The sequence below is a fragment of the Paraburkholderia monticola genome, assembly GCF_001580545.1.
In the GTDB taxonomy this organism is placed as follows: domain Bacteria; phylum Pseudomonadota; class Gammaproteobacteria; order Burkholderiales; family Burkholderiaceae; genus Paraburkholderia; species Paraburkholderia monticola.
The window spans coordinates 200,451-223,548 of sequence record NZ_LRBG01000037.1; the positions used below are offsets into that span (position 1 = coordinate 200,451).

The 23,098-nt window shown below is 64.9% G+C and carries 21 protein-coding genes; 7 read left to right on the forward strand and 14 right to left on the reverse strand.

What is annotated here, in order from left to right; genetic code table 11:
- Window positions 1-9 precede the first annotated feature (9 nt).
- Complete coding sequence (locus CI15_RS24925) at window positions 10-1,200, reverse strand: M20 aminoacylase family protein (protein WP_082814289.1); 1,191 nt, start codon at window positions 1,198-1,200, stop codon at window positions 10-12.
- Window positions 1,201-1,349: 149 nt separating this feature from the next.
- On the opposite strand from CI15_RS24925, the gene CI15_RS24930 reads away from it, so the two are divergent.
- Complete coding sequence (locus CI15_RS24930) at window positions 1,350-2,303, forward strand: LysR family transcriptional regulator (RefSeq protein WP_062132688.1); 954 nt, start codon at window positions 1,350-1,352, stop codon at window positions 2,301-2,303.
- A gap of 12 nt (window positions 2,304-2,315) precedes the next feature.
- Here the strand turns inward: CI15_RS24930 and CI15_RS24935 are convergent, their stop codons facing one another.
- The 9 genes from CI15_RS24935 to CI15_RS24975 all read right to left on the reverse strand — a co-directional run bounded on the left by CI15_RS24935 (window position 2,316) and on the right by CI15_RS24975 (window position 10,606).
- The gene (locus tag CI15_RS24935) at window positions 2,316-2,648 is read right to left on the reverse strand and encodes a Rieske (2Fe-2S) protein (protein ID WP_062132691.1); all 333 of its coding nucleotides are present in this window, start codon (window positions 2,646-2,648) and stop codon (window positions 2,316-2,318) included.
- A 3-nt stretch (window positions 2,649-2,651) separates the two neighbouring features.
- Window positions 2,652-2,963 carry a YciI family protein gene (locus tag CI15_RS24940; protein ID WP_062132694.1) on the reverse strand — a complete coding sequence of 104 codons (312 nt, stop codon included), beginning with the start codon at window positions 2,961-2,963 and terminating at the stop codon, window positions 2,652-2,654.
- A 5-nt stretch (window positions 2,964-2,968) separates the two neighbouring features.
- Entirely contained in the window at window positions 2,969-3,841 is an 873-nt protein-coding gene (locus CI15_RS24945; protein WP_062132697.1) for an intradiol ring-cleavage dioxygenase, read from the reverse strand.
- A 49-nt stretch (window positions 3,842-3,890) separates the two neighbouring features.
- The gene (locus CI15_RS24950) at window positions 3,891-4,958 is read right to left on the reverse strand and encodes a maleylacetate reductase (RefSeq protein ID WP_062132700.1); all 1,068 of its coding nucleotides are present in this window, start codon (window positions 4,956-4,958) and stop codon (window positions 3,891-3,893) included.
- Window positions 4,959-4,965: 7 nt separating this feature from the next.
- Entirely contained in the window at window positions 4,966-6,432 is a 1,467-nt protein-coding gene (locus CI15_RS24955) for an aldehyde dehydrogenase family protein (RefSeq protein WP_062132703.1), read from the reverse strand.
- A 46-nt stretch (window positions 6,433-6,478) separates the two neighbouring features.
- Window positions 6,479-7,498 carry a hypothetical protein gene (locus CI15_RS24960; protein WP_062132706.1) on the reverse strand — a complete coding sequence of 340 codons (1,020 nt, stop codon included), beginning with the start codon at window positions 7,496-7,498 and terminating at the stop codon, window positions 6,479-6,481.
- A 33-nt stretch (window positions 7,499-7,531) separates the two neighbouring features.
- Window positions 7,532-8,026, reverse strand: coding sequence for a cupin domain-containing protein (locus CI15_RS24965; RefSeq protein ID WP_062132709.1), 495 nt, complete (start codon window positions 8,024-8,026; stop codon window positions 7,532-7,534).
- Between the two features lie 234 nt (window positions 8,027-8,260).
- Window positions 8,261-9,190, reverse strand: a complete 930-nt coding sequence (locus tag CI15_RS24970; RefSeq protein ID WP_062132712.1) for a LysR family transcriptional regulator — start codon at window positions 9,188-9,190, stop codon at window positions 8,261-8,263.
- A gap of 144 nt (window positions 9,191-9,334) precedes the next feature.
- Complete coding sequence (locus tag CI15_RS24975) at window positions 9,335-10,606, reverse strand: MFS transporter (RefSeq protein ID WP_062132716.1); 1,272 nt, start codon at window positions 10,604-10,606, stop codon at window positions 9,335-9,337.
- A 432-nt stretch (window positions 10,607-11,038) separates the two neighbouring features.
- Between CI15_RS24975 and CI15_RS24980 the strand changes: the two genes are divergently transcribed.
- A complete protein-coding gene (locus tag CI15_RS24980) occupies window positions 11,039-11,572 on the forward strand; it encodes a hypothetical protein (protein ID WP_241495919.1) in 534 nt (177 codons plus the stop codon).
- A 24-nt stretch (window positions 11,573-11,596) separates the two neighbouring features.
- Here the strand turns inward: CI15_RS24980 and CI15_RS24985 are convergent, their stop codons facing one another.
- On the reverse strand, window positions 11,597-12,298 hold the full coding sequence (locus CI15_RS24985; RefSeq protein ID WP_062132718.1) for a FadR/GntR family transcriptional regulator: 702 nt from the start codon (window positions 12,296-12,298) through the stop codon (window positions 11,597-11,599).
- 165 nt (window positions 12,299-12,463) lie between these two features.
- Between CI15_RS24985 and CI15_RS24990 the strand changes: the two genes are divergently transcribed.
- The 4 genes from CI15_RS24990 (at window position 12,464) to CI15_RS25005 (ending at window position 18,199) form a co-directional block, all read left to right on the forward strand.
- A complete protein-coding gene (locus tag CI15_RS24990) occupies window positions 12,464-13,618 on the forward strand; it encodes a mandelate racemase family protein (protein ID WP_062132721.1) in 1,155 nt (384 codons plus the stop codon).
- A gap of 241 nt (window positions 13,619-13,859) precedes the next feature.
- Window positions 13,860-15,047, forward strand: coding sequence for a porin (locus tag CI15_RS24995; protein ID WP_082814290.1), 1,188 nt, complete (start codon window positions 13,860-13,862; stop codon window positions 15,045-15,047).
- A 56-nt stretch (window positions 15,048-15,103) separates the two neighbouring features.
- Entirely contained in the window at window positions 15,104-16,903 is a 1,800-nt protein-coding gene (locus CI15_RS25000) for a sodium:solute symporter family transporter (protein ID WP_062132726.1), read from the forward strand.
- A 90-nt stretch (window positions 16,904-16,993) separates the two neighbouring features.
- Window positions 16,994-18,199 (forward strand): oligogalacturonate lyase family protein, encoded by a 1,206-nt coding sequence (locus tag CI15_RS25005; RefSeq protein WP_062132729.1) that lies wholly within the window; start codon window positions 16,994-16,996, stop codon window positions 18,197-18,199.
- Here the strand turns inward: CI15_RS25005 and CI15_RS25010 are convergent.
- From CI15_RS25010 to CI15_RS25020, 3 genes are read right to left on the reverse strand one after another with little or no spacing between them, the layout of a single operon-like run.
- Window positions 18,165-19,265 (reverse strand): M14 family metallopeptidase, encoded by a 1,101-nt coding sequence (locus tag CI15_RS25010; RefSeq protein ID WP_062132732.1) that lies wholly within the window; start codon window positions 19,263-19,265, stop codon window positions 18,165-18,167. The two genes, CI15_RS25005 and CI15_RS25010, sit on opposite strands and share 35 nt — an antisense overlap.
- A 15-nt stretch (window positions 19,266-19,280) precedes the next feature.
- Window positions 19,281-20,474: a M20 aminoacylase family protein gene (locus CI15_RS25015; protein ID WP_062132735.1), complete on the reverse strand. Its 1,194-nt coding sequence runs from the start codon at window positions 20,472-20,474 to the stop codon at window positions 19,281-19,283.
- Between the two features lie 25 nt (window positions 20,475-20,499).
- Window positions 20,500-21,825: an MFS transporter gene (locus CI15_RS25020; RefSeq protein ID WP_062132739.1), complete on the reverse strand. Its 1,326-nt coding sequence runs from the start codon at window positions 21,823-21,825 to the stop codon at window positions 20,500-20,502.
- A gap of 206 nt (window positions 21,826-22,031) precedes the next feature.
- Here CI15_RS25020 and CI15_RS25025 point away from each other — a divergent pair, with 206 nt between their 5' ends.
- Window positions 22,032-22,904 carry a LysR family transcriptional regulator gene (locus CI15_RS25025; protein ID WP_062132742.1) on the forward strand — a complete coding sequence of 291 codons (873 nt, stop codon included), beginning with the start codon at window positions 22,032-22,034 and terminating at the stop codon, window positions 22,902-22,904.
- Window positions 22,905-23,098: the final 194 nt, after the last annotated feature.

Below are 23,098 nucleotides of genomic sequence, written 5' to 3' on the forward strand. Positions count from 1 at the left end.
CGCGCTGCGTCAGCGCAGGAAGCGCTCGGCGAGCCGGACCCAGTAGCTCGCGCCGATCGACAGGATGTCGTCGTTGAAGTCGTAGCCGGGGTTGTGCGCCATGCAGCCGCCCTTGCCTTCGCCATTGCCGACGAGCAGGTAGCAGCCGGGGCATTGCTCCAGCACGTAGGCGAAGTCCTCGCTGTTGGTGATCGGCCGCATGTCGTGCACGAGGCCCTCGTCGCCGAGCCATTCCTTCGCGACGGACTTGGCCAAGCGCGTCTCGTCGGGATGATTGACCAGCACCGGATAGCCACGATCGTAATCGACCTCGGCACGCGCGCCGTAGGCCTGCGCGTGCGCGTGCGCGAGTGCGGTGATGCGCTCCTGCAGACGATCGCGTATCTCCGGGCTCAGCGAGCGCACCGACAGCTTGATTTCGACACTGTCCGGAATGATGTTCGACGCGCTGCCGCCGTGAATCGCACCGACCGACACGATGCCCGTTTCGAGCGGATCGACGTTGCGCGACACGACGGTCTGCAGGCCCATCACCAGCGACGCGCTGGCGACGACCGGATCGACTGCCTTGTGCGGCACCGCGCCGTGGCCGCCATGACCGACGATGCGGATCGTCACCGTATCGGCGGCGGCCATGAACGGTCCCTCGAAAAAGCCGAAGCGACCGGCCGGAAAGCCGGGCATGTTGTGCATTGCGAACACCGCGTCGCACGGGAAACGCACGAGCAGGCCGTCTTCGAGCATCTTGCGCGCGCCGCCGCCGTGTTCCTCGGCCGGCTGGAAGATCAGGTTCAGCGTGCCGCTGAAATTGCGCGATTCCGCCAGCACGCGCGCCGCCGCGAGCAGCATCGCGGTATGGCCGTCGTGGCCGCATGCGTGCATCACCCCCTCGTGCCTGCTCGCGTAGGCGAGGCCCGTCTTTTCGGTGAGCGGCAGCGCGTCCATGTCGGCGCGCAGGCCGAGCGACTTGCCGCTGCCGTTCGTCAAGGTACCGACCACGCCCGTGCCGCCCAGTCCGCGTTGCACGCTATAGCCCCATTCGGCGAGACGCTGGGCGACCAGCTCGCTCGTCTCGAACTCCTGGAAGCTCAGCTCCGGATGCGCGTGAATGTGCCGGCGCAACGACACCATGTCGGCTTCGATCGCGCGCATGCGCGACGGGATGAATTCATCGAGGGATGCTTCAATTGGGTGGGACATGGAGGACTCTTCGGTGAACAGTGTCGGCGCATCATAGGCAGGCGTTTTTCGAGCGGGAAGCCGCAGTTTTGTTATATTGATAACCAACGGTTGTCACCGTGTTAACCCCTCACTCGCCCCTCACACCCCCTCGTTCACCCGCCTCACCCATGAAAATCCACCAGCTCCAGGCGCTCGTGACCGTCGCCGATGCGGGCAGCATCCGCGCGTCGGCGCGTCTGCTCGGCGTGTCCCAGGCCGCGGTCACCAAGGCGTTGCGCGAGCTCGAAAAGGATCAGCAACTGACGCTGCTGTCGCGCAGCCCGAGCGGCGTGAGCTTCACCGAGGCCGGCCAGACATTGCTCGCTCACGCGCGCCTGATGATCGGGCAGCTCGAACGCGCGAACGAAGATCTCGCGAAGCTGCGCGGCGATCAGACCGGCAAGCTCGCGATCGCGATCACGCCGCTCGTAATGCTGAATTTCATGTCGGAAACGATCACGCTGTTCCGCCAGCAAATGCCGAAGGTGCGGCTGGAGATTTTCGAGGGCTTGACGGCCGTTGCGGTGCCACGGCTGCGCGAGGGCTTGCTGGATCTGCTGGTGGTGCCGATGTCTTCAGCGCTACCGAGCCGCGAGTTCGATCAGGAACTGCTGTTCACGTACGAGTCGTGCGTGATCGCGCGGCGCGGACATCCGCTCGCGAACTGCCGCTCGATTCACGATCTGCTCGAGCATGACTGGGCGGTCAATTACACGGCGGCGAGCTTCGAAGGGCTGATGCGCAACATCTTCTGGCAGCACGGCGCGGCGATCGAGCCGCATCGGCTGCATTGCGCGCATTCGAGCGCGCTGCTCGTCGAGCTCGCGCGTCATAACGACATGTTGTCGCATTGCCCGCGACCGCTGCTGCTGAGCGACTCGCTGAAAGACTGGGCGCAGCCGCTCGAACTCGTCGAGCAATTCGATCTGAGCCAGGTGGCCGTGATCGGTCTGCACAACGCAATGCGCAGCGCGGCAAGCCAATGCTTCGTCGAATGTTTGTCGACGGTGATTCGCAAGCGCCGGCGCTCGGCGAAAGCGCACAACCGGATGTTGTTCGATATGCTCGACGTGCTGCTCTGAAGTGCGCGTCGACTAGCGGTTCAACACGACCCACGCGTCGTCGTCGACCGCGATCTCCACCGCATCGAGGCTCGCCCCGGCGCACGGCCCCTCGATGCAATGTCCATCCTCGAAGCGGAACAGCGCGCTGTGATGCGCGCACATCAACACCTGCCCGCGATAACACAGCACATCGCCGGGTTCGAAATCGAGCGGCACCGAAAAATGCGGGCAGCGATTCGCATAAGCCCACACCTGCTCGCCACGGCGCACGAGCACGACCGGCACGCCGGCGGCCGTAGCATCGACGACCCGCGCGCCGCCATCGGGCACGTCGGCGAGCGCACATAATGGCGTTGTGCTCATCGCTCAGATTCTCCGTTCCGGATTGCCGAGGCTCCAGTCCCACGGACGAATCTCCACGGAATCGAACAGCCCCGCCTGCATATACGGATCGTTGCCGATGAATTCCATCACGTCGTCGATACGTTCCGCTTCGACGACCAGCAAGGTGCCGTTCATGGCATCGCATTGCGGCGCCAGCGTCGGACCGCCGAGACGCACGAACACGCCACGATGGGTGTTGCCGCGCAGCCATTTCCGATGCACCGGCCGCACGCGCTCGCGCACTTCGCGCATGCCGGGCTTGTCGGTGGCGAATACCGCGAAAAAACGTGCCATCGTCGTCAGCTCCGATCGAGGATGAAGTCGTAGCGCGCTTCGCGGAAGGCACCATCGAAACCGAAGCGGCGCGCGAGTTCGTGATCCGCCGGCCGCTCGCGATAGTCCACCATCAGCGACGGCTTCACGCCGAACACCGCGTCCGAACTCAAGTAAGGATCCTCGCGATCGAACACATGCGTGACGAGCGTACGATGCCCCGGCGCGTCGATCATGAAGTGCAGATGCGCGGGCCGCCACGGATGCCGTCCGGTCGCCTCGAGCATGCGGCCAACCGGGCCGTCGGTCGGAATCGGATAGCTGACCGGCACGATCGTCGTGATCGCGTAGCGGCCTTCGGCGTCGGTGCGGAAGCGGCCGCGCAGATTGCCGTGTGGCTGCTCCGTGTCTTGTCCCGAGTACATGCCGTTCTCGGCGGTCTGCCAGACGTCGAGCACCGCGTTGGCAAGCGGCTCGCCGTTCGTCGACAGCACCCGGCCATGCACGAGAGCCGGCGTGCCCGGCGTGAGCGCGATGTTCTCGCCGTACGCACGCTCGGGCATGCCGCGAATATAGAACGGGCCGAACACGGTGGTGTCGGTCGCGCCCGTCGCGAGGCGGTGATTGATCGCGTCGACGAGCATCGACACGCCGAGCGTATCGGACAACAGGATAAATTCCTGGCGCACGAGGTCGTCGCACATCTTGCCGGTGTCGGTCAGAAAGCGAATGGCCGACATCCACTCGGCCTCGCTCGGCTCGACTTCACGCACGAATGCATGCATGTGCCGCACGAGGCTCTCCATCAGCGTGCGCAGCCGGTCATCGGGCGTCTTCGCGAAGCTGGCTATCACCTGCTCGGTCAAGGCCTGTTCGGCCTCTTTGTTGTCTGTCGACATGTCTTCCTCCATCGATTGTTCTGGCGGCACGGCGCTGCATGGCCCGTGCTCAGGCCGGCTCAGCGCCCTGCCACGCACGTTGCAATAGCGCGCGTATCGGGTCGCGCTCCACCGGCCGCGGGTTCGCATACGGATTGCTGCACGCGAGATCGGCCGCTTCGTCGAGTCCCTGCTCGGGCATGCCGATCTGCGAGAGCGCCGTCGGAATCCCGAGCGCGCGATTCAGTTCGAACAGCAGCGAGCCCGCATCGGCCGCCTCTTTGCCGCCGAGCGCGCGGGCGACGCGCGCGAGCGCGGCAGGCGCGGCGCCGTGGTTGTAGTGTGCCGTATGCGGCAGCATCACCGCATGCGTTTGCGCATGCGGCAGGTTGAACGTGCCACCGAGCGTATGACAAAGCTTGTGATGCAAGGCCATCCCGACCGCGCCCAGACAGGTCCCCGCGAGCCACGCGCCGTACAGCGCGCGGCTGCGCGCCGCGGCATCGTCCGGTGCGCGCACGATCGCGGGAAGCGCCTCGCCGAGCGCGCGGATCGCTTCCTCGGCCATCAGGCTGATCACGGGATTCGCGTCTTCGGCATAGAGCGCTTCGACCGCGTGCGCCATCGCATTGATGCCCGACGCCGCGGAAATGCCCACCGGCAACGACAACGTCAGCGACGCATCGTAAATCACCGTGCGCGGCAGCACGCGCATATCGCGGCCGGTGCGCTTGAGCCGACCTTCGGTGAGGCCGTAGATCGGCGTCATCTCGGAGCCCGCATAAGTGGTGGGCACCGCGATGATCGGCAGCGACGATTCGAGCGCGATCGCCTTGCCGAGCCCGACCGTCGAGCCGCCGCCGACCGCGACGCAGCAGTCGGCATCGAGCGCGCCGGCCGCCTCGACCGCGGCGCGCGCGATTTCGACCGGCACGTGCATCACGGCTTGCGCATGCACCCCCGCCGCGCGCGCGCCGAGCGCATCCGCGACCCGCTCGGCCAGCGCGCGCTGCTCGGGCGTCGCGAGGATCAGCGCGCGCTTCGCGCCGAGCCGCTCGATCTCCGCGGGCAGCGTCGCGAGCCCGCCCCATTCGAACACGACTCGCGACGGCGTGCCCTGATAGACGAAGCGTTCCATGCCGCCCTCAGCGCTTGAAATGCGGCGGCACGTTGCCGTCGACGTTGACCCACACCGAGCGCGCTTCGGTGTAGTCGTGCATCGCCTCGAAACCCATCTCGCGGCCATAGCCCGACTGTCCGACGCCGCCGAACGGGCTGCCAGGATTCACGCGCTTGTAGCAGTTGACCCAGCACATGCCCGCATGGATTCGCGCGGCCATCGAGTGCGCGCGCGACAGATCGCGCGTCCACAGTCCGCTGCCGAGGCCGTAGTCGGTGCCGTTGGCGATCGCGAGTGCTTCGTCGTCGGTACGGAAACGCAGCACCGTGACGAACGGGCCGAACACTTCCTCCTGGGCGACGCGATCGTTTGGACTCGCGGCTTCGACGACGGTCGGACGCACGTAGTAACCGTTCGCCAGCGCTGCGTCGCTCGGCGCGCTGCCGCCCGTCAGCACGCGGCCGCCCTGCTGGCGCGCGATGTCGACGAAGGCGAGCACGCGCTCCTGATGCTGCTTCGACGTGAGCGGCCCCATCTCGGTGTCGGCATCGAGCGGATTGCCGAGCCGGATCGACGACGCGAGCGACACGAAGCGTTCGAGGAACTGATCGGCGATGCGCTCATGCAGGATCAGCCGCGAGCCCGCGATGCAAGCCTGGCCCTGGTTGTGGAAGATTGCCCACGCGGCGCCGTTGATCGCGTCGTCGAGATTCGCGTCGTCGAACACGATGTTGGCACCCTTGCCGCCGAGTTCGAGCTGCACGCGCTTCAGATTGCCTTGCGAGGCCTCGACGATGCGCCGCCCGGTCGCGGTCGAGCCGGTGAAGGCGATCTTGCCGACGCCCGGATGCTCGGCGAGCCGCTGCCCTGCCGTATGTCCATAGCCCGCGACGATGTTGACGACGCCCGCCGGAAAACCGACCTCGGCCATCAGCTCGACGATACGCAGCGTGGACAGCGGCGTGATCTCCGACGGCTTCAGCACGACCGTGTTGCCGGCGGCGAGCGCCGGGCCCATCTTCCAGCTCGTGAACATCAGCGGGAAATTCCACGGCACGATCTGTCCGACCACGCCGATCGGCGCGCGCTGCACGTAGTTCAGAAAGCCGGTCTCGACCGGAATCACCGAGCCTTGCAGCTTGTCGGCCATGCCGCCGAAGTAGCGAAAGCATGCGGCGGTGCGCGGCACGTCGAGCGAGAGCGAATCGCGCACCGGATGGCCCGTGTCGAGCGATTCGAGTCGCGCGAGTTCTTCGGCGTTGGCCTCGATCGCGTCGGCGAGCTTCAGCAGCAGGCGGCCGCGTTCGGCAGCGGGCAGCGCGGCCCACTTCGGGAACGCGCGCGCGGCGGCGGCGACGGCGAGATCGATGTCGGCGGCGGTGGCCGCGGCGATCTGCGTGATCAGCGAGCCGTCGTGCGGATTGAGCACGTCGATCGTGCCGCCTTCGACGGCGTCCGTAAAGCGGCCGTCGATGAACAGTTGGGTTTGCATGAATGATCCTCGGTGAATACGGGTGCGGCGCTCTTCAGGCGAGCCTTCAGAAATCGACGGGGTACGGCTTCAGCTCGCCGCTCTCGTAGCGCTTGGGCAGATTCGGCGTCGCGTTCTCCCATACGAGCAGCATCGAGCGCTTGGTCGAATAGCCTTGATGGCGGATATCGGCCGGCATCGCGCAGATATCGCCCGCGCGCATCGTGATCCGCGCGCGCGGCGCGCCGGTGTTCTTGTCGCCGATGTCCCAGACGATTTCATCGGACAGCTGCAGGAACCACTCGACGCGATCGTTGCCGTGGAAAACCGGCAGGATGTATTCCTCGGTGGTCGGGCAAAACAGGCTCTGGCCGCACACCGACGTGACCGACGGATTCCACGTGACGTCCGAGCGCGACAGGTACTTGAACAGGTTGAACGCATGCAGCTGGCCTTCGAAGCCGGGCTCGACATGCACCTCGGGATCGTCCTGGGCGACATCGACGAAGGCACGGTTCACCGGCAGTTCGTCGCGCAGCGGCGAGTCGCCTTCGAGGCCCGGCATGCGGCGCGTGGCGATGCGCGTGCGCTCGATCGCGGCATCGTTGTCGCCATGCTTGCGGCCGAACGCGGTGCCGGTTTCCTCGGGTGCGGCGAACGGGTCGAAGCCTTCGTTGGTCCAGTCGTGCAGGATCGCCTTGAAGGTCGCCATGATCGTCGGCGTCTCGAAGGTTTCGATATAGTCGACGCCCGCGTCCTTCATGATGCCGTTGAACGAGCCCGCATACACGTCGACCTTGCCGTAGTGATTGCGCGTGCCGAACACGTGGTCGAAGTTGACCCAGCCGTAGAAGAAGCCCCATGCGACGTCGCGCATCATCGCGCGCAGGAACGCATCGGCCGGTACGGCGTGGGTGCGGACCTGGCCTTTGGCGGGCCAGTTGATCTTGACGAAGTACTCGTCGCGCAGAAACTCGAAGGCGCCGAGCGTGAAGCGGCGATAGCCGGTGACCGCGTCGGGTTCGCTTGCGCGCACGGTGTCGGCGGCGAAGCCGGCGGAGTGATCGAGGGTTTCGAGGGATGCCATGTCTTGTCTCCAGAGATGTGGGTCGTGTGGGTATCAGTGCAGGCAGATGTCGGCCCACTTCTCTACCGACAGTTCGCCGAACATCGTTTGCACGAGCGCGACGCCGGGTTTCTGCGCAGTGAAGCGATAGGCGCAGCCGGCCGGCAGCAATGCCTGATGACCGCGACGCAGCACCACGTGACCCATCGCGCGACCGGCGGGTTGCCCACCCACGGCGACGGTGCCTGTGCCGCTCTTCGGCGCGTTATCGAGCTTGATGAAATCGATGCGCACTTCGCCGTCCATCAGGATCGCGAACTCGTCGTGCGCACAGGCGAACCATTGCGATTGCCCTTCGGTGCGCAGCGCCTCGATCACGTAGTCGAGGTTCTTGCCGACCACGACCTTTTCGTAGGGCGTCGCCTCGGATGCGACTTCGAAGATGTTGGAAAACACATAGTGGCGGGCTTCACCGCTCGTGATTTCGATTTCGCCTTTGCGGTAGCCGTCGAGCGAGCCAAAGACGGTGTGGAATGACGACTCGGTCATTGCTTGTCTCCTGTGTCGATCGGAGTTGGCGCTTTAGCTGTCGACCGGTGTTGGCGCTTTAGCGCCTACTCCGGTCCCATGCAAAGCTCTTACTCCGATCCCATGCAACGTAGTTGCGGTTGTTGAATCGGTGTTGTTGGAATAACTTTAGAAGCGCAACAGGATGGCAACAACCGGCGATCGGGCGATTACAGCATTTGCACTTTGCAAATAATCGCCGCGTGAATTGCCGCGTTACGTCACCCAGCCGCGCTCGATGAGCGGGCGGTCCCATGCGGGTTCGGGACCCAGGTACTCGGCCAGAAACTCGACCAGCGCCTTGACCTTCAGCGCCTGTCGTTGCGTCGCGGGATACACGGCCGCGAAATTCAGCGGCGAGAGCGTGTAGTCGGTCAGGATCGGCACCAGCGAGCCGTCGACGAGTGCCGCGCTCGCGACCAGCGTCGGCAGACAGACCACTCCGCCGTCCGTCAGCGCATAGTCGCGCAGCAGATGAACCGAGTTCGAGCGGATCATGCCGGGCAGCTCCAGTTCGACGACCTCGTCGCCGTGCGCCATCGTCCAGCGATTGCGCGACGGGTAGCCCGAATAAAGCGCCGTGGTGTGCTGCAGCAAATCGCGCGGATGCTGCGGCGCGCCATGCTGCTTCACATACGCGGGCGTCGCGCAGAAAAGGCGCCGCACCTTGAACAGCCGTCGCTCGATCAGCGATTCGGAGATGGGCGGAAAGATCTGGAACGCGACGTCGAAGCCCTCTTCGATCGGATCGACCACCCGGTCGTTGACGATCACGTCGAGCTGGATGCCCGGATAGCGGCGGTTGAACTCGGCGAGCGGCGCGCCGAAGTGGCCGAGCGCGAAGCCCGGCAGCATCTGGATGCGCAATCGGCCGGTCGGCGTGGCGCGCAGCTCGCGCATCTGGTCGGTCAATTCGTTGACGTGCCCGACCACTTCCGCGCACTCGCGATAGAACGCCTCGCCCACTTCGGACAGGCGCACGTGCCGCGTGCTGCGATGAAAGAGCGGCGCGTTGACGAACTTCTCCAGTTGCTGGATGCGCGTCGTGACCACTGAACTCGTCACGCCCAACTGCCGCGCCGCTTCGGCGAAGCTGCTCGTTTCGGCCACGCGTACGAAGGCCTCGATGCTCAGAAAACGGTCCATGCTGCGTCCTTGTCCACTCGCCCAGCTTTTCAGTGTATATGGGCTGGGGTGCGTGAACGCGCCGCATGCCAGGCAACGGCGACCTCGTTGCCGAGCTCAGCGGCGAGTGCATCGTCGAGCAGCGTGTCGACCGATGGCAGCCCATCATTCGGGCTGTTCGCTCGTCGGCAGATCCAGCGACGGGATGCGGCCCTGGCGACGCACTCGCGCCGGCGCGGTCTCCTCGAGCAGCAGACTCACGCCGATGCCGAGCAGCACCGCGCCGATCGGCAGCCACAAGATGTTCTGGATCCCGAAGTGTGTCGCGACGAAGCCCGCCAAGGCCGGCGCAATGCCGCCGCCAAAGATCTCGCCCGCACCGACGACAATGCCGATCGACGTCGAGATCATCCCGATCGGCGCGGCTTCGGTCGCGACCGGACCGGACAGCAGCGAAACCAGCCCGAGCGTAAAGAACGACGCGACGAACAGCACCGCGAACAACTGCACCGGCTGCGCGCCGAGTCCGCGGAACACGTACAGCATCACAGCGGTGCCCGCAAAGCCGACGATGCTCGCGACGCGCCGCCCGGTCAGGTCCGACAACCCAGGCAAACCGAACTGCCCGATAAAGCCGCCAAAGCCGATCGCCGAGACGACGACACCCATGCGCTGCGTGTCGAGCGACAGATACTCGGTCAGATAGAGCGGCAGCATCGCGCCCAGCACGAATACACCGGTCATCGCGCAGAACAGCGCGGCCATCGCGATCGGGATGTTGCGGCTCTTCAGCACGTCGCGCCAGTTGCCACGTTCGGCCGGGCTCGCCGCGCGCTGCGGCGTGGCCTGCGGCGCGGCTTTCGGTTCGCGAATCACGAAGTACATCAGCACGCCGAGAATGAGCCCCGGCACCGACACCAGCGCGAAGACCCAGCGCCACGTCACCACGCCCAGCAGCTGCGTCGCGATGATCGGCGCCAGCGCGAGGCCGAACAGCGCAAAGCCGCTCTGCTGCAGACCGAGATTGAAGCCGCGGCGCCTCGGATGCGAAGCGTCGGCGGTCGCGGCGAAGCTGGTCGGGCAGAACGAGCCTTCGGCAACGCCCATCAGCGAGCGCACCGCGAGCAGGCTCATCAGACCGCCCGCGAGCCCGGAGAAGCCAGACAGCAGCGAAAAGGCCAGGATCGCCGGAATCAGCACCTTGCGACGTCCGATCTTGTCGGAGATGCCGCCCATCAGTGCCGCGAAAATGCCCCACGACAAGCCAAGGATGCCGATGCAGTTGCCGACGTCCTGCGCGGTCAGATGCAGGTCCTTCATGATGGCCGGAAAAAGCGGCGCGATCAGCCACCGGTCGAGTCCCACGAGGCCAAAGCCGAGGGCTAGCAGCACGACGGCCTTCCATTCGTAGGCCACGTCCCAGTCGTTCGATTTCATCTGTGTCTCCATAGGCCGGCCGCTCTGTGCGCGGACGGCAGTCGCCGACGCGGGGGCGCGCCGCCGGGTTCGTCGAATGCAATCACGGGTGTCGTGCCGCGCTTCATCGATGCGGCAGTGACGCGGCCAAGATTGGCGCAAGTGCGGCGGATCAGGTACGGGACAAGCCGCGAATGCGGCATTTGCGAATCGCAAACAATCGCGCTGGGTGGCGTGCGAGCGAGCGTGCGTAAGGCTCGGCGGCAACTTGAGGCAGCGAACCCTGGGTGTTTGAAGGTGCCCCAGGACAAGCCCGGGTAGACGCAGGGGTCGGGGGCGGGCGGCCGCTTGCCAGGTGAGTTTTCAGCGCACCAATGCCCGCGGTAATCCTGTGCAAACTCCGCCGCGAATATAGTGTCGAATCTGCGATGTCATCACACATGGAGGGACATCATGCGCAGACACACCGAAGGAGGTTTCGCGTCGCCATTCCCGGCAAGCGCGAGCGCGGCGGCCCTGCTCGCCGCCTCGCTGCTCGCCGGTTGCGCGCAGCCGTTGAGCGCGTTTCAGCCCGGCGAAGATTCCACTTTGTTGACTACCCGGCTAGGCAAGCCAGCCGAAACCTACAACCTGCCCGATGGCGGCAAGCGCCTGATGTGGCCGACGCAGCCGCTTGGCTATACGACGATCGCCGCCGACGTGTCCGCCGACGGCAAGATCGAAAGCGTGCGTCAGGTGCTGCAACCCGGCGAGTTCAACCAGGCGCAGGTCGGCACGTGGACCAAGCAGGACGTGCTCGTGCATTTTGGCCGTCCGGCCGAAGCGAAAAAGATGCCGCGCCTGAACGAGGAAGTCTGGAGCTACCGCTATCAGGACAGCGGCACCTGGCATCTGCTGTACAACTTCTACTTCGATCAGTCCGGCGTGCTGCGGCTCACGCAGCAGTCGCCCGATCCGCTGCGACAGACCGGCGACACGCTTTACTGAGCGGCGCCGTCCAACGCCGCCGCGTCAACCCGCGCCCTCGGCGCTGCGCAACCGTGCGCGGCTGTTGGACAGGTGCATGTGCATCGCCGCGCGGGCGCCGTCGACGTCGCCGCGCGAAATTGCCTCGTAAATATTCAGGTGCTCGCTGTTGACGCGCGACGCGTAGCTCGACGGATCGAGCCGCGGCCGCGGCGCGAACGACGGATCGAGCTGCGACAGCACATCGACGAAAAACGGATTGCCCGTCGCGCGCGCGATCTGGATATGGAACTGGAAGTCATAGGGCGCGGCATCGACGCCGGCGCTCGCATGCGCGTCGAGATCGTCGAGCGCGGCCTTGATCGCCGCGAGGTCCTGGCGCGACGCACGCTGCGCGGCGAGCCCGGCGCTCTCCGTTTCGATGCAGATGCGCAGCTCCAGAATCGCCAGCACGTCGCGGCGCGTGCGCGCGGCCCCGCCCGTCAGCTCGACGGTCGGCGGCGCCGCGCCGGCGTCGAGCACGTAGCTGCCCATCCCCTGGCGGGTTTCGATCAGACCGGACATGCGCAGCCGTTGCACCGCCTCGCGCGCGACAGCACGGCTCACTTCCTGAGTGCGCATCAGGTCGAACTCGGTCGGTAACTGATCGCCCGGCTTCAGCGCGCCCGAGCGGATCTGCTCGCTGAGCCAGTCGAACACGTTTTCGGCGCGCCGGCGCGTGCGACGTACGGGCAACGGAGAATTCATTGAGTCGTCCAGATTCGTTGTGTTAAATTGTCCGTCATACGATGACTGACAGTAGTTGATAGGTCGAGTATACCGCTGGCGCCGCGCGCCTGCGATGTCCGCACCCCGCCGGAACGGCCTTCCCGCCCGGACGGAGCAGATTCACCTTCCAACGGAACCGAATTCATGAAGATTGAACGCGTCACGCGCACCGTCTTTACCTATCCCACGCGGCGCGCTGTCGACAGCGGCGGCCACTCGCATCCCGGCGACGAACGCCAGGCCACGATGGCCTTGCTGCGCATCGAAGCGGACGACGGCGCGACGGGTTACGCGTTCGGGCCGCCGGAAGTCATCCGAGAGGAGCTGCTCGCCACGCACGTGCGACGCGTGCTGATCGGCCGCCATCCGTTCCAGCGCGAGGCGCTGTGGCAGGACCTCGCGCACCGCCAACGCGGCAGCGCCGGCCAGCTGACCGACCGCGCGCTCGCGGTCGTCGATCAGGCGCTGTGGGATCTGGCCGGCCGGGCGTTGCAGACGCCGGTCTACCGGCTGATCGGCGGCTATCGCGACAAGGTGCCGGCCTACGGCAGCACGATGTGCGGCGACGAGCTGCCCGGCGGCCTCGCCACGCCGGACGACTATGCAAGCTTCGCCGAAAAGCTCGTCGCGCGCGGCTACAAGGCGATCAAGCTGCATACGTGGATGCCACCTGTCTCGTTCGCGCCCGACGTGACGATGGACATCAAGGCTTGCGCGGCGGTGCGCGAGGCCGTGGGCCCGGACATCGCGCTGATGCTCGACGGCTACCACTGGTACAGCCGCACCGACGCGCTGCGGATCGGCCGCGCGCTCGAACAACTGAACTTCACGTGGTTCGAGGAGATGATGGACGAGCAGAGCATGAGCTCGTACAAGTGGCTCGCCGACCAGCTCGACATTCCGATCGTCGGTCCCGAATCGATGTCGGGCAAGCATCATCTGCGCGCCGACTGGGTCGCCGCCAACGCCTGCGACATCCTGCGCGCGGGCGTGGCCGGCGTCGGTGGTATCTCGCCGACGCTGAAGGTCGCGCATCTGGCCGAGTCGTTCGGCATGAACTGCGAAATCCACGGCAACGGCGCGGCCAACCTGGCCGTCACGGCCGCCGTCTCGAACTGCCGCTGGTACGAGCGCGGCCTGCTGCACCCGTTCCTCGACTACGACGTGCCGCCCGCTTATCTGCGTAGCCTCGCCGATCCGATGGACGCCGATGGCTTCGTGCACCTGTCGCAGGCGCCGGGGCTCGGCGAGGACATCGATTTCGAGTACATCGCCGCGCACACGATCGAGGGTAGCTGAAGCGACGGGCGCGCCGGGTGGAGTCGCCACCCGCCCTACCCGATTCATCCCCCAATTTTCACGCGAGGGTATACCGCTATTGAGGCAGTTGTTCGATGACTGATAATGTTCGTTGTCGGTTGTACGATGACGAATAAATAAAACAGGTTATCGAACATCTGGCGAAACAACGAACAACATCCGCCCGACTGGCCCCGCCGGAATCGGGCGCGACCTTCTAACGTGATGGAAGTGAATCAGGATGTCGACCGCAAATAGAATGTGCACGGCCCTCGCACTGTGCATCGGCCAGCTGGCCGTCGCTTACTCGCCCGAACTGCCGGCCCAGGAGAGCCCGGTGCAGTTCTCCGGATGGTCCGACAAGGCGTACACGCCCTACGGCGGCGATTCGGTCAATTTTTATGGGCGCTTCATCAACTCGATCGACTGGGTCACGGGCGGCGGCAATCCCGGCAGCGTGCGAATGGCCAACTATGGCTCCGCGTGGGGCTTTCGCGGCTCGGAGACCCTGAGCTCCGACCTGAAGGCGGTCTTCCAGGTGGAAAGCGCGTTCAGCACGACCGACGGCACCGGCACGTTCGGCGCTCGCGAAACTTTCGTCGGTCTCGCGAGCAAGACCTACGGCTCGCTGCGCATGGGCCGCTTCCAGGCACCGTTCGACCGGCACGGCATTTTCGGCGACACGCTCGCCGAAACCCAGGGACTCGGCATCACCACGGTACTGTGGTCGAACTGCGGCATCGCGATGAAAGGCACCGCCGGCTACTCCAAGGCGCAAGGCTGTTTCGACATCAAGTACCCGACCTCGATCCGCTACGACTCGCCGAACTTCGGTCCTGTGTTCGGCGCGGTCCAGTATTACGCGTACGATCAGGACGTCCACAACGGCGGCCTCGGCGCACCGCACGTGTGGTCGGCCTCGCTGAACTACGTGAGCGGCCGGCTGCAGGCGGCGATCGGTTTCGAAGGCGACTACGGCGTGCTGGGACCCGGGCAGAACAACTACGCGGCGGAAATCCTCGCCGGCTATCAGCTCACGCAATCGGTCTACTTCGGCGGCATCGTCCAGCAGCTCAATTACGAGGTCAACGCGCAGCGTCAGAACATCCGCCAGAATATGCTCGGTCTCGTCGCGCGCTATACGCCGGGGCCGTGGGGCTTCGAGCTGAACTACGGCATCGCCGGCAGCGGTTATGGCAGCGCGCCGCTCGGCGCGTCGGTCGGCTCGGTCAAGAAAGGGCCGAACACGGGCGCGCAGCACATCGTATTCACGACGCGCTACGACTTCTCGAAGCGCACCGCGCTCTATGCGCAACTCGTCGCGCTGCGCAATGCGTCGAACGCGATTTACAGCATCAAGCCGATGGGCATCCAGAGCCCGGGCGAAAACGAACAGGGTGTCTCTCTCGGCATCATTCACTACTTCTGATCCGAACCGCAGCACGACCTCTTCGATACAAGACCTCAGCCTGCGCGGAGTAATGCATGGACATCAATATTCTCGTTGTGATCGCCTACATCGGCTTTCTGATTGCGATCACCCTGTCGTTCCGTTCCTTCAACAAGAACACGAGCGACTATTTCAGCGGCGGCGGCAAGGTACTGTGGTGGATGGTGGGCGCGACCGCGTTCATGACGCAGTTCTCCGCGTGGACGTTTACCGGCGCGGCATCGAAAGCGTTCAACGACGGCTTCGCGATCGTCGTGCTGTATCTGGCCAACGCGGTCGGCTATCTGAGCAACTACCTGTACTTCGCGCCCCGCTTCAGACAGATGCGCGTCGTCACCGCGACCGAGGCGCTGCGCTCGCGCTTCGGCCGCACCAGCGAACAGAGCTTCGTGTGGCTCAGCGTGCTCGATGGACTGCTGTCGGCCGGGCAATGGCTGAACGGTCTCGCGATCATCACCGGCGCGGTGTTTCATTTGCCGGTCGGCACGGTGATCGTCGCGACGGGCCTCGTCGTGATCGCGATGGCGCTCGCGGGCGGCGCATGGGTGATGGTCGCCTCCGATTACCTGCAGATGCTGATCGTGATGGCCGTCACCTTCACCTGCACGATCGTCGCACTCGGCAACGCGGGCGGCATCGCGCCGATCATCGGCAGCTTCAACGATACGTTCTGGATCGGCCACGGCTACGCGTATGCAGGGCTGTTCGCGGTGTGGGTCGTGATGATCATCGTCAAGCAGATCTTCATGATGAACAACGGTCTGAACTCGTACCGCTATATCTGCGCGAAGGACAGCGAGCACGCACGCAAGGGCGCGTTGCTGACCTGCGTGCTGAGTATTCTCGGTCCGCTCGTGTGGTTCGTGCCGGCGTGGTTCATGCACTACCGGATGCCGGATTTCGCCGGCGACTTCGGCATGCTCGGCCACGATGCGCGTGAAGCCGTGTTCGTCGCGTTCGTCTCGAAGTTCATGCCGGCCGGCATGCTCGGCCTGCTGATGGCGGCGATGTTCGCCGCGTCGATGTCGGCGATGGACGCGGGCATCAACCGCAATGCCGGCTTCTTCGTGCGCAATTTCTATCGCACGGTGCTGCGTCCGAAGGCCAGCGAGAAGGAGCTGATGGTCGCCTCGAAGCTCGCGTCGCTGGTGTTCGGTCTGATGGTGGTGGGCGTCGGCATGGCGATCAATGCGGTGCACGGCATGACGCTGTTCGACATCCTCGTCACGCTGAGCGCGATGGTGACGTTCCCGCTCGCGGTGCCGGCGATGCTTGGCTTCGTCGTGCGCAAGACGCCGGACTGGTCGGGCTGGGCGACGCTGCTGGTGGGTCTCGCGGTGTCGTACGTGTCCGGCGTGCTGATCGGTCAGTCGACCATCGAAACGTGGTTCGGCATCAAGCTGAGCGGGCGCGAATGGGCGGACCTGCGAGTGTCGATCGTGCTGCTTGCGCATGTCGTGATCACCGCCGGCTTCTTCCTGTCGACGCGCCTGTTCTATTCGGAAGCGAATGCAACGCGAGTGGCCGAACGGCGCGACCTGTTCCAGCGCTGGGACACCCCTGTCGAATCCGACGACGACGACGCGGCCGATAGCCTGCGCGAGCATCGTCAGCGTGCTCTGCTCGGCCGGCTCGTGTGCCTGGCGGCGCTCGGCATCATGGCGCTGTCACTGCTGCCCAACGCGATGAACGGCCGCTTCGTCTTCCTGATCTGCGGCGCGGTCCTGCTCGTGCCGGGTGCCTGGCTGTACTACTCGGCCAGCGCGGGCCGCGTGGCCGCCGTTGCCGAACGCCGCCAGAGCGCCAAAGGCAAGATGACGCGTTCGAGAACCTGAGAGCACGGACTCGCGTCCGTGAAACCAAATAAATGAAACGAACGGGCTCGCGGCCAAACGCGCCGCGTGACCTGTCGCGAAGGACTGACAATGAGCAAGGGCAAAACACTGCAATTCGACTACGCTGAACGCGTCGACCCGCTGACCGGCGCGAAGGTCACGCGCCTCACGCCACCTCATGTGACGTGTCATCGCAACTACTTCTACCAGAAGTGCTTCAGCAACGACGGCACGCGCCTGCTGTTCGGCGGCGGCTTCGACGGCCACTGGAACTACTGGCTGCTCGATCTGCCCACCGGCATCGCGACGCAACTGACCGAAGGCCCAGGCGACAATACGTTCGGCGGTTTTCTGTCGCCCGACGACACGCACCTCTACTACGTGAAGAACGACCGCTGTTTGCAGCGACTCGATCTGCGCTCGCTGGAAGAGTCCGTGGTCTACGAGGTGCCTGCCGATTACGTCGGCTACGGCACATGGGTCGCGAATTCGGCGTGCAGCAAGGTCGTCGGCATCGAGATCGCGGCGAGCGACTATATGCCGTTGACCGACTGGCGTAAATTCCACGAGTTCTACTTCAAACAACCCCGCTGCCGGCTGCTCAGCATCGACCTGCGCGATGGCTCACGCACGGTGATCCATGAAGCGAATCAATGGTTGGGACATCCGATCTATCGCCCGTTCGACGATCACACGGTCGCGTTCTGCCACGAAGGCCCGCACGATCTCGTCGATACGCGCATGTGGCTGGTCGACGAAGACGGCGCGAACGTGCGCAAAGTCCACGAGCACGCCGAAGGCGAAAGCTGTACGCATGAATTCTGGGTGCCGGACGGCAGCCGGATGATCTACGTGTCGTACCGCAAAGGCGACCCGCGCCGCACGATCCGCAGCTTCGATCCCCTACGCAATGCCGATGTCGAACTGATGGACATGCCGCCGTGCTCGCATCTGATGAGCAACCACGACGGCTCGCTGCTGGTCGGCGACGGCTCCGACACGCCGGTCGACGTCAGCGACGTCGGAGCGCATACGATCGAAAACGATCCGTATCTGTACCTGTTCGAACCGGCGACGCGCACGACCCGGCGCATCGCCGCGCACAACACGTCATGGCGCGTGCTCGATGGCAACCGCCAGGTCACGCATCCGCATCCGTCGTTCACGCCGGATAACAGCAAGGTGCTGTTCACATCCGATTGCGACGGCCAACCCGCGCTGTATCTAGCGGAGTTGCCGTCAGCCGGCGCGGGCGCTACGCCTATGCAACTGCAGGCTCACGCGACAGCCCAATGACCGCCTGCAAAATCGCGGCGCGCGCCTGACCGAGAATCAGCCCGCGCCACACGTCGTCCTCGCAGTAGAAACCGGCGCGGATCTCCGCGCGAATCGCGTCGATCTGCTGCCGGTCCGCATCGGGATGCTGACGCACCCACGCATCGGCGCGGAGCCGCTGCAGCATATCGACGAGCGGCACCGTGCCGTATTCGATCGCAATCGCCGTCGTACGCGCCCGCGTGCAGGTGCGGCGCAGCGTATCGAGCACCGGACCGGCGACGTTGGCCGCGACCGACGTGCCGTCGAGCGGACTCGTCACATCGGCGCCCCACCACGCGCGAGCGCGCTGCAACTCGTCGGCGCCGAGCTGCCCGACGCAGATTTTCTCGCCGTGTCCATACGGACCGAGTCCCGTATGAAAATCGATCCAGCCGATGCTGTCGCACGCCGGGCCATACTGTTCGAACAGCGTCTGCAACAGCCGCGTGCTCCACACCGTGCGCCCGCCGCCGAAGAACATGCCATCGCCGTGGCCATATTGGCCGATCGTCAGCGCCTGCTGATACGCGGCCTCGCCGCGCTGTTCGATGTAGCTCGCGATCGCCGCGGCGTTCTGCGCGGACGGCGGCCACGTCGGGGGCACCAGCAACGCATGCAGATCGTCGTACGCGGGATTGACCGGCAACGGTCGCGAGAAATCGATGCTGTTGCGGTTCAGATCGACGTTGTCCTCGTTCGTGCGGCTCAGATACGAGAACCCGTACGGATTGATCGCGTGCACGACGAGAATCATCACATTCAGCCGCTCGAGCAGCGCGTGCAACGGCCGGTCGTGCAACAGCGCGATCTGCGCGGCCGAGCCGCAAAATCCCTCGACGCCATGCGTGCCCGACGTCAGCACCAGCAGACGGCGCGCGTTGGTGGGACCGAGACGCACGACATCGGTGGCGAGTTCCTCGTTTTCGAGGCCGCGCAGTTCAGGGATGACGTGAGTCTCGACGCGCGCCGCCGCATCCGCGGCGGACCGCAGATACAGCCGACGCGCGTTCACGTACGACGACGCGAAATACGACGATGGATTCATGGAAGCTCCGCGGCGTTACGCCGGCGTCAAGAACGATTCGGTCAGACGCACCCAGTAGGTCGAACCGAGCGACAACACGTCGTCGTTGAAATCGTAGCTCGTGTTGTGCAGCATGCACGGACCGAGCCCGTGGCCATGATCGCGATGCTCGCCGTTGCCGTTGCCGATATACGCGTAGCAGCCCGGCTTTTCCAGCAGCATGAACGAGAAGTCTTCGGCGCCCATCGTCGGATCGATGTTCGTCTCGACGTGTTCCTTGCCGACGATTTCCTGCATCACGCCCAGCGCGAAATGCGTTTCCTTTTCGGTGTTGACGGTCGGCGGATAGTTGCGGCGGAACGAGAACTCGACCGAGCAGCCGTACGCGAGCGCGGTCGCTTCCGCGAGCTGCTTCATGCGGCTTTCGATCAGATCGAGCACGTCCACCGAGAACGTGCGCACCGTGCCGGCCAGCGTCGCCGTATCGGGAATCACGTTGACCGCTTCGCCCGCGTTGATCTGCGTGATCGACAGCACGGCCGCGTCGATCGGACGCTTGTTGCGCGTCATGATGCTCTGCAGGCCGGTGCCGATCTGCATCGCGGTGAAGACCGGATCGATGCCGTTGTGCGGGATCGCCGCGTGCGCGCCGACGCCCTTCACGGTGATCCTGAATTCGTTGCTCGACGCCTGGGTCGCGCCGACGCGCGCGCCGAACTCTCCGGCCGGCATGCCCGGCCAGTTATGCAGCGCGAACACCGAATCGACCGGGAAGCGCTCGAACAGCCCGTCTTCGATCATCGCCTTCGCGCCGCCGCCGCCCTCTTCCGCCGGCTGGAAAATGAACACCACCGTGCCGTCGAAATTGCGATGCTGCGACAGATACTGCGCGGCGCCGAGCAGCATCGCGGTGTGGCCGTCGTGGCCGCATGCGTGCATCTTGCCCGGATGCTGCGACGCATGCTCGAAGGTGTTCAGCTCCTGGATCGGCAGTGCGTCCATGTCGGCGCGCAGGCCGATCGCCTTGCGGCTCGAACCGTGGCGCAACACGCCGACCACGCCGGTCTTGCCGAGCCCGCGCGTCACTTCGATGCCCCACGCTTCCAACTGCCGCGCGACGACGTCGGCGGTACGGTGCTCTTCGTAGCACAGCTCCGGATGCGCGTGGATGTCGCGGCGAATCGCCTGGATGCCGGTATTGGCGTGAGCAATTTCGGGGATGATTTTCATTGGATATCCTTTGATTCGACGGGAATCACATTAGCGGTTGTTTCGAGCGGTCCTTCAGCAGCAGGATCGTGATCAGACCGATCGCGCAGCCGAACAGGCCGTAATAGACGACGGCGAGCTTGTCGTCGGTGATCTTGATCAGCAGCGTCGCGATGGCGCCCGCGAAGCCGCCGAAGATCATCACCGCGAAGTTGTAGCCGATCGCCATGCCCGTCGAGCGCACGTGCGACGGGAACAGCTCGCAGACGAACGCGCAATACGAGCCTTGAAAGAGACCCAGCGATGCCATCAGGCTGCATTGCACGAAGATCAGCACCGGCAGCGTCGGATGACTGCTGAGCAGCGCGAACAGCGGGTACGAGATCGCGAGGCTCAGCACGGTCGATGCGATCATCGGCTTCTTGCGGCCGACCGCATCCGAGATCCAGCCGGACGCGAACGTCGCCGCGATATACGCGATTGCCGCGCAGCACGACGCGATCACACTGCTCGCGAAGGGAATGCCAAGCGTCTTCGTCGCATAGCTCGGCATGTAGTAATAGAAGATGTACGTGCCGATCGTGCCGTACACGGTCAAGCCGAAGCCCGCGAGAATCGCGCGCCAGTGCACGGCGATCGATTCGACAAACGGCGCCTTCGCGGACGGCAAACGTTGTGTCTGGTGCTTGAAGACCGGCGATTCGTCGAGCTTCGAGCGCACGTACAGACCCACCGGCACGATCAGCAGACCCAGCATGAACGGAATGCGCCAGCCGAAATCCTCGAGTTGCTCGGCGCTCAGCACGCGCGTGAGCGCGACGCCGGTCAGCGCGCCCAGCAGCATGCTGCACGCCTGGCTGATCATCTGGAAGCTGCCGTACACACCGCGCCGCTCCACCGGCGCATGTTCGACGAGAAACGCGGTCGCGCTGCCCACCTCGCCGCCCGCGGAAAAGCCCTGCAAGAAGCGGCCAATCAGCATCAGGATCGGCGCAAAAATGCCGATCTGCGAATACGTCGGGGCAAAAGCGATGACGCCGACGCCCACCGCCATCAGCGAGATCGTGACGACGAGCGCGGATTTACGGCCGTGCCGATCGGCGTAATTGCCCAGCACGATGCCGCCGAGCGGTCGCGTCAGAAAGCCGACGCCGAACGTGGTCCATGCCGCGAGCAGCGACGCGGTCGCGTTGTCGCTGGGGAAAAACTGCTTCGCGATGATCGCCGCGAAGAACGAGAAGACGGTGAAGTCGAACCACTCGAGCGCATTGCCGATGGTGGCGACGAGGATCACACGCGCGTCGAACGGCTTCGTTGTGGGGGTGTGCAGAGGTAACGCAGCGGATTCGCGTTGGTGAACGGATACATCCATTCCTGTCTCCTGGAGTGCGGCAAGGTGATTGTTTTCGTATGAATCGCGCGGGCTGCAAGCGCCTGCGCGATACCGCCTGATCTTGTGACCTCATTGTCCATACCCGCTTACATCAAGAAAAGCTAAAATTTCTTGTCATTCGCTTCAAGAAATTTGATGTATCGCAGCCACCGTCGCTGCCGACTCCCCCCTTCGCCGAGGCCGCCTTGAGCACGATCCGTTTCTTACGCACCTTCACCGCCGTCGCGCGTCACGGCTCGTTCGCGATTGCCGCCGAGCAGATGGCGCTCACGCAATCGGCGGTCAGCATGCAGATGCGCGCCCTCGAAGCCGAGTTCAAACACGAGCTGTTCGACCGCAGCGGCCGCAAGGTCATGTTGAACGCGATGGGCAAGAGCCTGTTGCCGCACGCGCAGCAACTGCTCGCCGTGTACGAGGCGATGCGCATGACGGCCGGCGGCGTCGACGAAGACGTCGGGCCGGTGTCGATCGGCGCGGTCGAATCGGTCGTCGGCGCGCTGGCCGAAGCCGTCGCGCATCTGAAGATGACGCGGCCGAATCTCGACGTGCGCATCACGGCCGCGAAATCGGTCGACCTCGCGGCGCGCATCGAGTCAGGCGAGATCGACGCGGCCGTGATCATCGACACGCCGGGTCGGCGCCCGGCCAGCGTGCGGTGGACGCCGGTCTATTCGGAGCCGCTCGTGCTGCTCGCGAACCGGAAGCTGGCCGAGGCGCCGGTCGCCGAGCTGCTGCGCGCGGAGCGCTTTCTGCGCTTCGATCGCACGCAACGCACTGGCATGATCATCGACCGCGCGTTGCGCAAGCAGCGCGTGAAGGTCAACGAGTTTCTCGAACTCAATTCGCTGGAAGGGATCGCCGAACTCGTACGCCAGGGGATCGGCATCGCGGTGGTGCCGCTGCTGCGCCGCTCGTCGTGGACACGCGATGACGCCTTGCGCGTCTTGCCACTGCCCGAAGCCGACGTGCGGCGCAACGTGGGGATGCTGGAGCGCGCGCAGCACGGCAAGCTCAGCGTGACCGCGGCGATCGTGCGGCAGTTGAAGGAAGTGATCTGAGCAGAGCGGGGCGGCGAGGCGCCGCAACACCTGCACGTCAAACCCTCAAGTACCTGCCAGACCTTTCAGGTGTCACCGATGCCCCGCCATGGCGACTGCTGGCGGAGTTGACAGTTAGTTGCGTTCTCGGGATGTGAACCGAGTCGCATATTTCCGGCCACTTTGGCTCGATATACTCCCCTCAACGCAAAACG

Bases quoted from the DNA above. Each gene is read 5' to 3' on its own strand.
- CI15_RS24925 (WP_082814289.1), bottom strand. From the start codon at position 1,200: ATGTCCCACCCAATTGAAGCATCCCTCGATGAATTCATCCCGTCGCGC.
- CI15_RS25015 (WP_062132735.1), bottom strand. From the start codon at position 20,474: ATGAAAATCATCCCCGAAATTGCTCACGCCAATACCGGCATCCAGGCG.
- CI15_RS24935 (WP_062132691.1), bottom strand. From the start codon at position 2,648: ATGAGCACAACGCCATTATGTGCGCTCGCCGACGTGCCCGATGGCGGC.
- CI15_RS24995 (WP_082814290.1), top strand. From the start codon at position 13,860: ATGTCGACCGCAAATAGAATGTGCACGGCCCTCGCACTGTGCATCGGC.
- CI15_RS24980 (WP_241495919.1), top strand. From the start codon at position 11,039: ATGCGCAGACACACCGAAGGAGGTTTCGCGTCGCCATTCCCGGCAAGC.
- CI15_RS24955 (WP_062132703.1), bottom strand. From the start codon at position 6,432: ATGCAAACCCAACTGTTCATCGACGGCCGCTTTACGGACGCCGTCGAA.
- CI15_RS24970 (WP_062132712.1), bottom strand. From the start codon at position 9,190: ATGGACCGTTTTCTGAGCATCGAGGCCTTCGTACGCGTGGCCGAAACG.
- CI15_RS25000 (WP_062132726.1), top strand. From the start codon at position 15,104: ATGGACATCAATATTCTCGTTGTGATCGCCTACATCGGCTTTCTGATT.
- CI15_RS24950 (WP_062132700.1), bottom strand. From the start codon at position 4,958: ATGGAACGCTTCGTCTATCAGGGCACGCCGTCGCGAGTCGTGTTCGAA.
- CI15_RS24940 (WP_062132694.1), bottom strand. From the start codon at position 2,963: ATGGCACGTTTTTTCGCGGTATTCGCCACCGACAAGCCCGGCATGCGC.
- CI15_RS25020 (WP_062132739.1), bottom strand. From the start codon at position 21,825: ATGGATGTATCCGTTCACCAACGCGAATCCGCTGCGTTACCTCTGCAC.
- CI15_RS24990 (WP_062132721.1), top strand. From the start codon at position 12,464: ATGAAGATTGAACGCGTCACGCGCACCGTCTTTACCTATCCCACGCGG.
- CI15_RS24965 (WP_062132709.1), bottom strand. From the start codon at position 8,026: ATGACCGAGTCGTCATTCCACACCGTCTTTGGCTCGCTCGACGGCTAC.
- CI15_RS24985 (WP_062132718.1), bottom strand. From the start codon at position 12,298: ATGAATTCTCCGTTGCCCGTACGTCGCACGCGCCGGCGCGCCGAAAAC.
- CI15_RS24945 (WP_062132697.1), bottom strand. From the start codon at position 3,841: ATGTCGACAGACAACAAAGAGGCCGAACAGGCCTTGACCGAGCAGGTG.
- CI15_RS25010 (WP_062132732.1), bottom strand. From the start codon at position 19,265: ATGAATCCATCGTCGTATTTCGCGTCGTCGTACGTGAACGCGCGTCGG.
- CI15_RS24960 (WP_062132706.1), bottom strand. From the start codon at position 7,498: ATGGCATCCCTCGAAACCCTCGATCACTCCGCCGGCTTCGCCGCCGAC.
- CI15_RS25005 (WP_062132729.1), top strand. From the start codon at position 16,994: ATGAGCAAGGGCAAAACACTGCAATTCGACTACGCTGAACGCGTCGAC.
- CI15_RS24975 (WP_062132716.1), bottom strand. From the start codon at position 10,606: ATGAAATCGAACGACTGGGACGTGGCCTACGAATGGAAGGCCGTCGTG.
- CI15_RS24930 (WP_062132688.1), top strand. From the start codon at position 1,350: ATGAAAATCCACCAGCTCCAGGCGCTCGTGACCGTCGCCGATGCGGGC.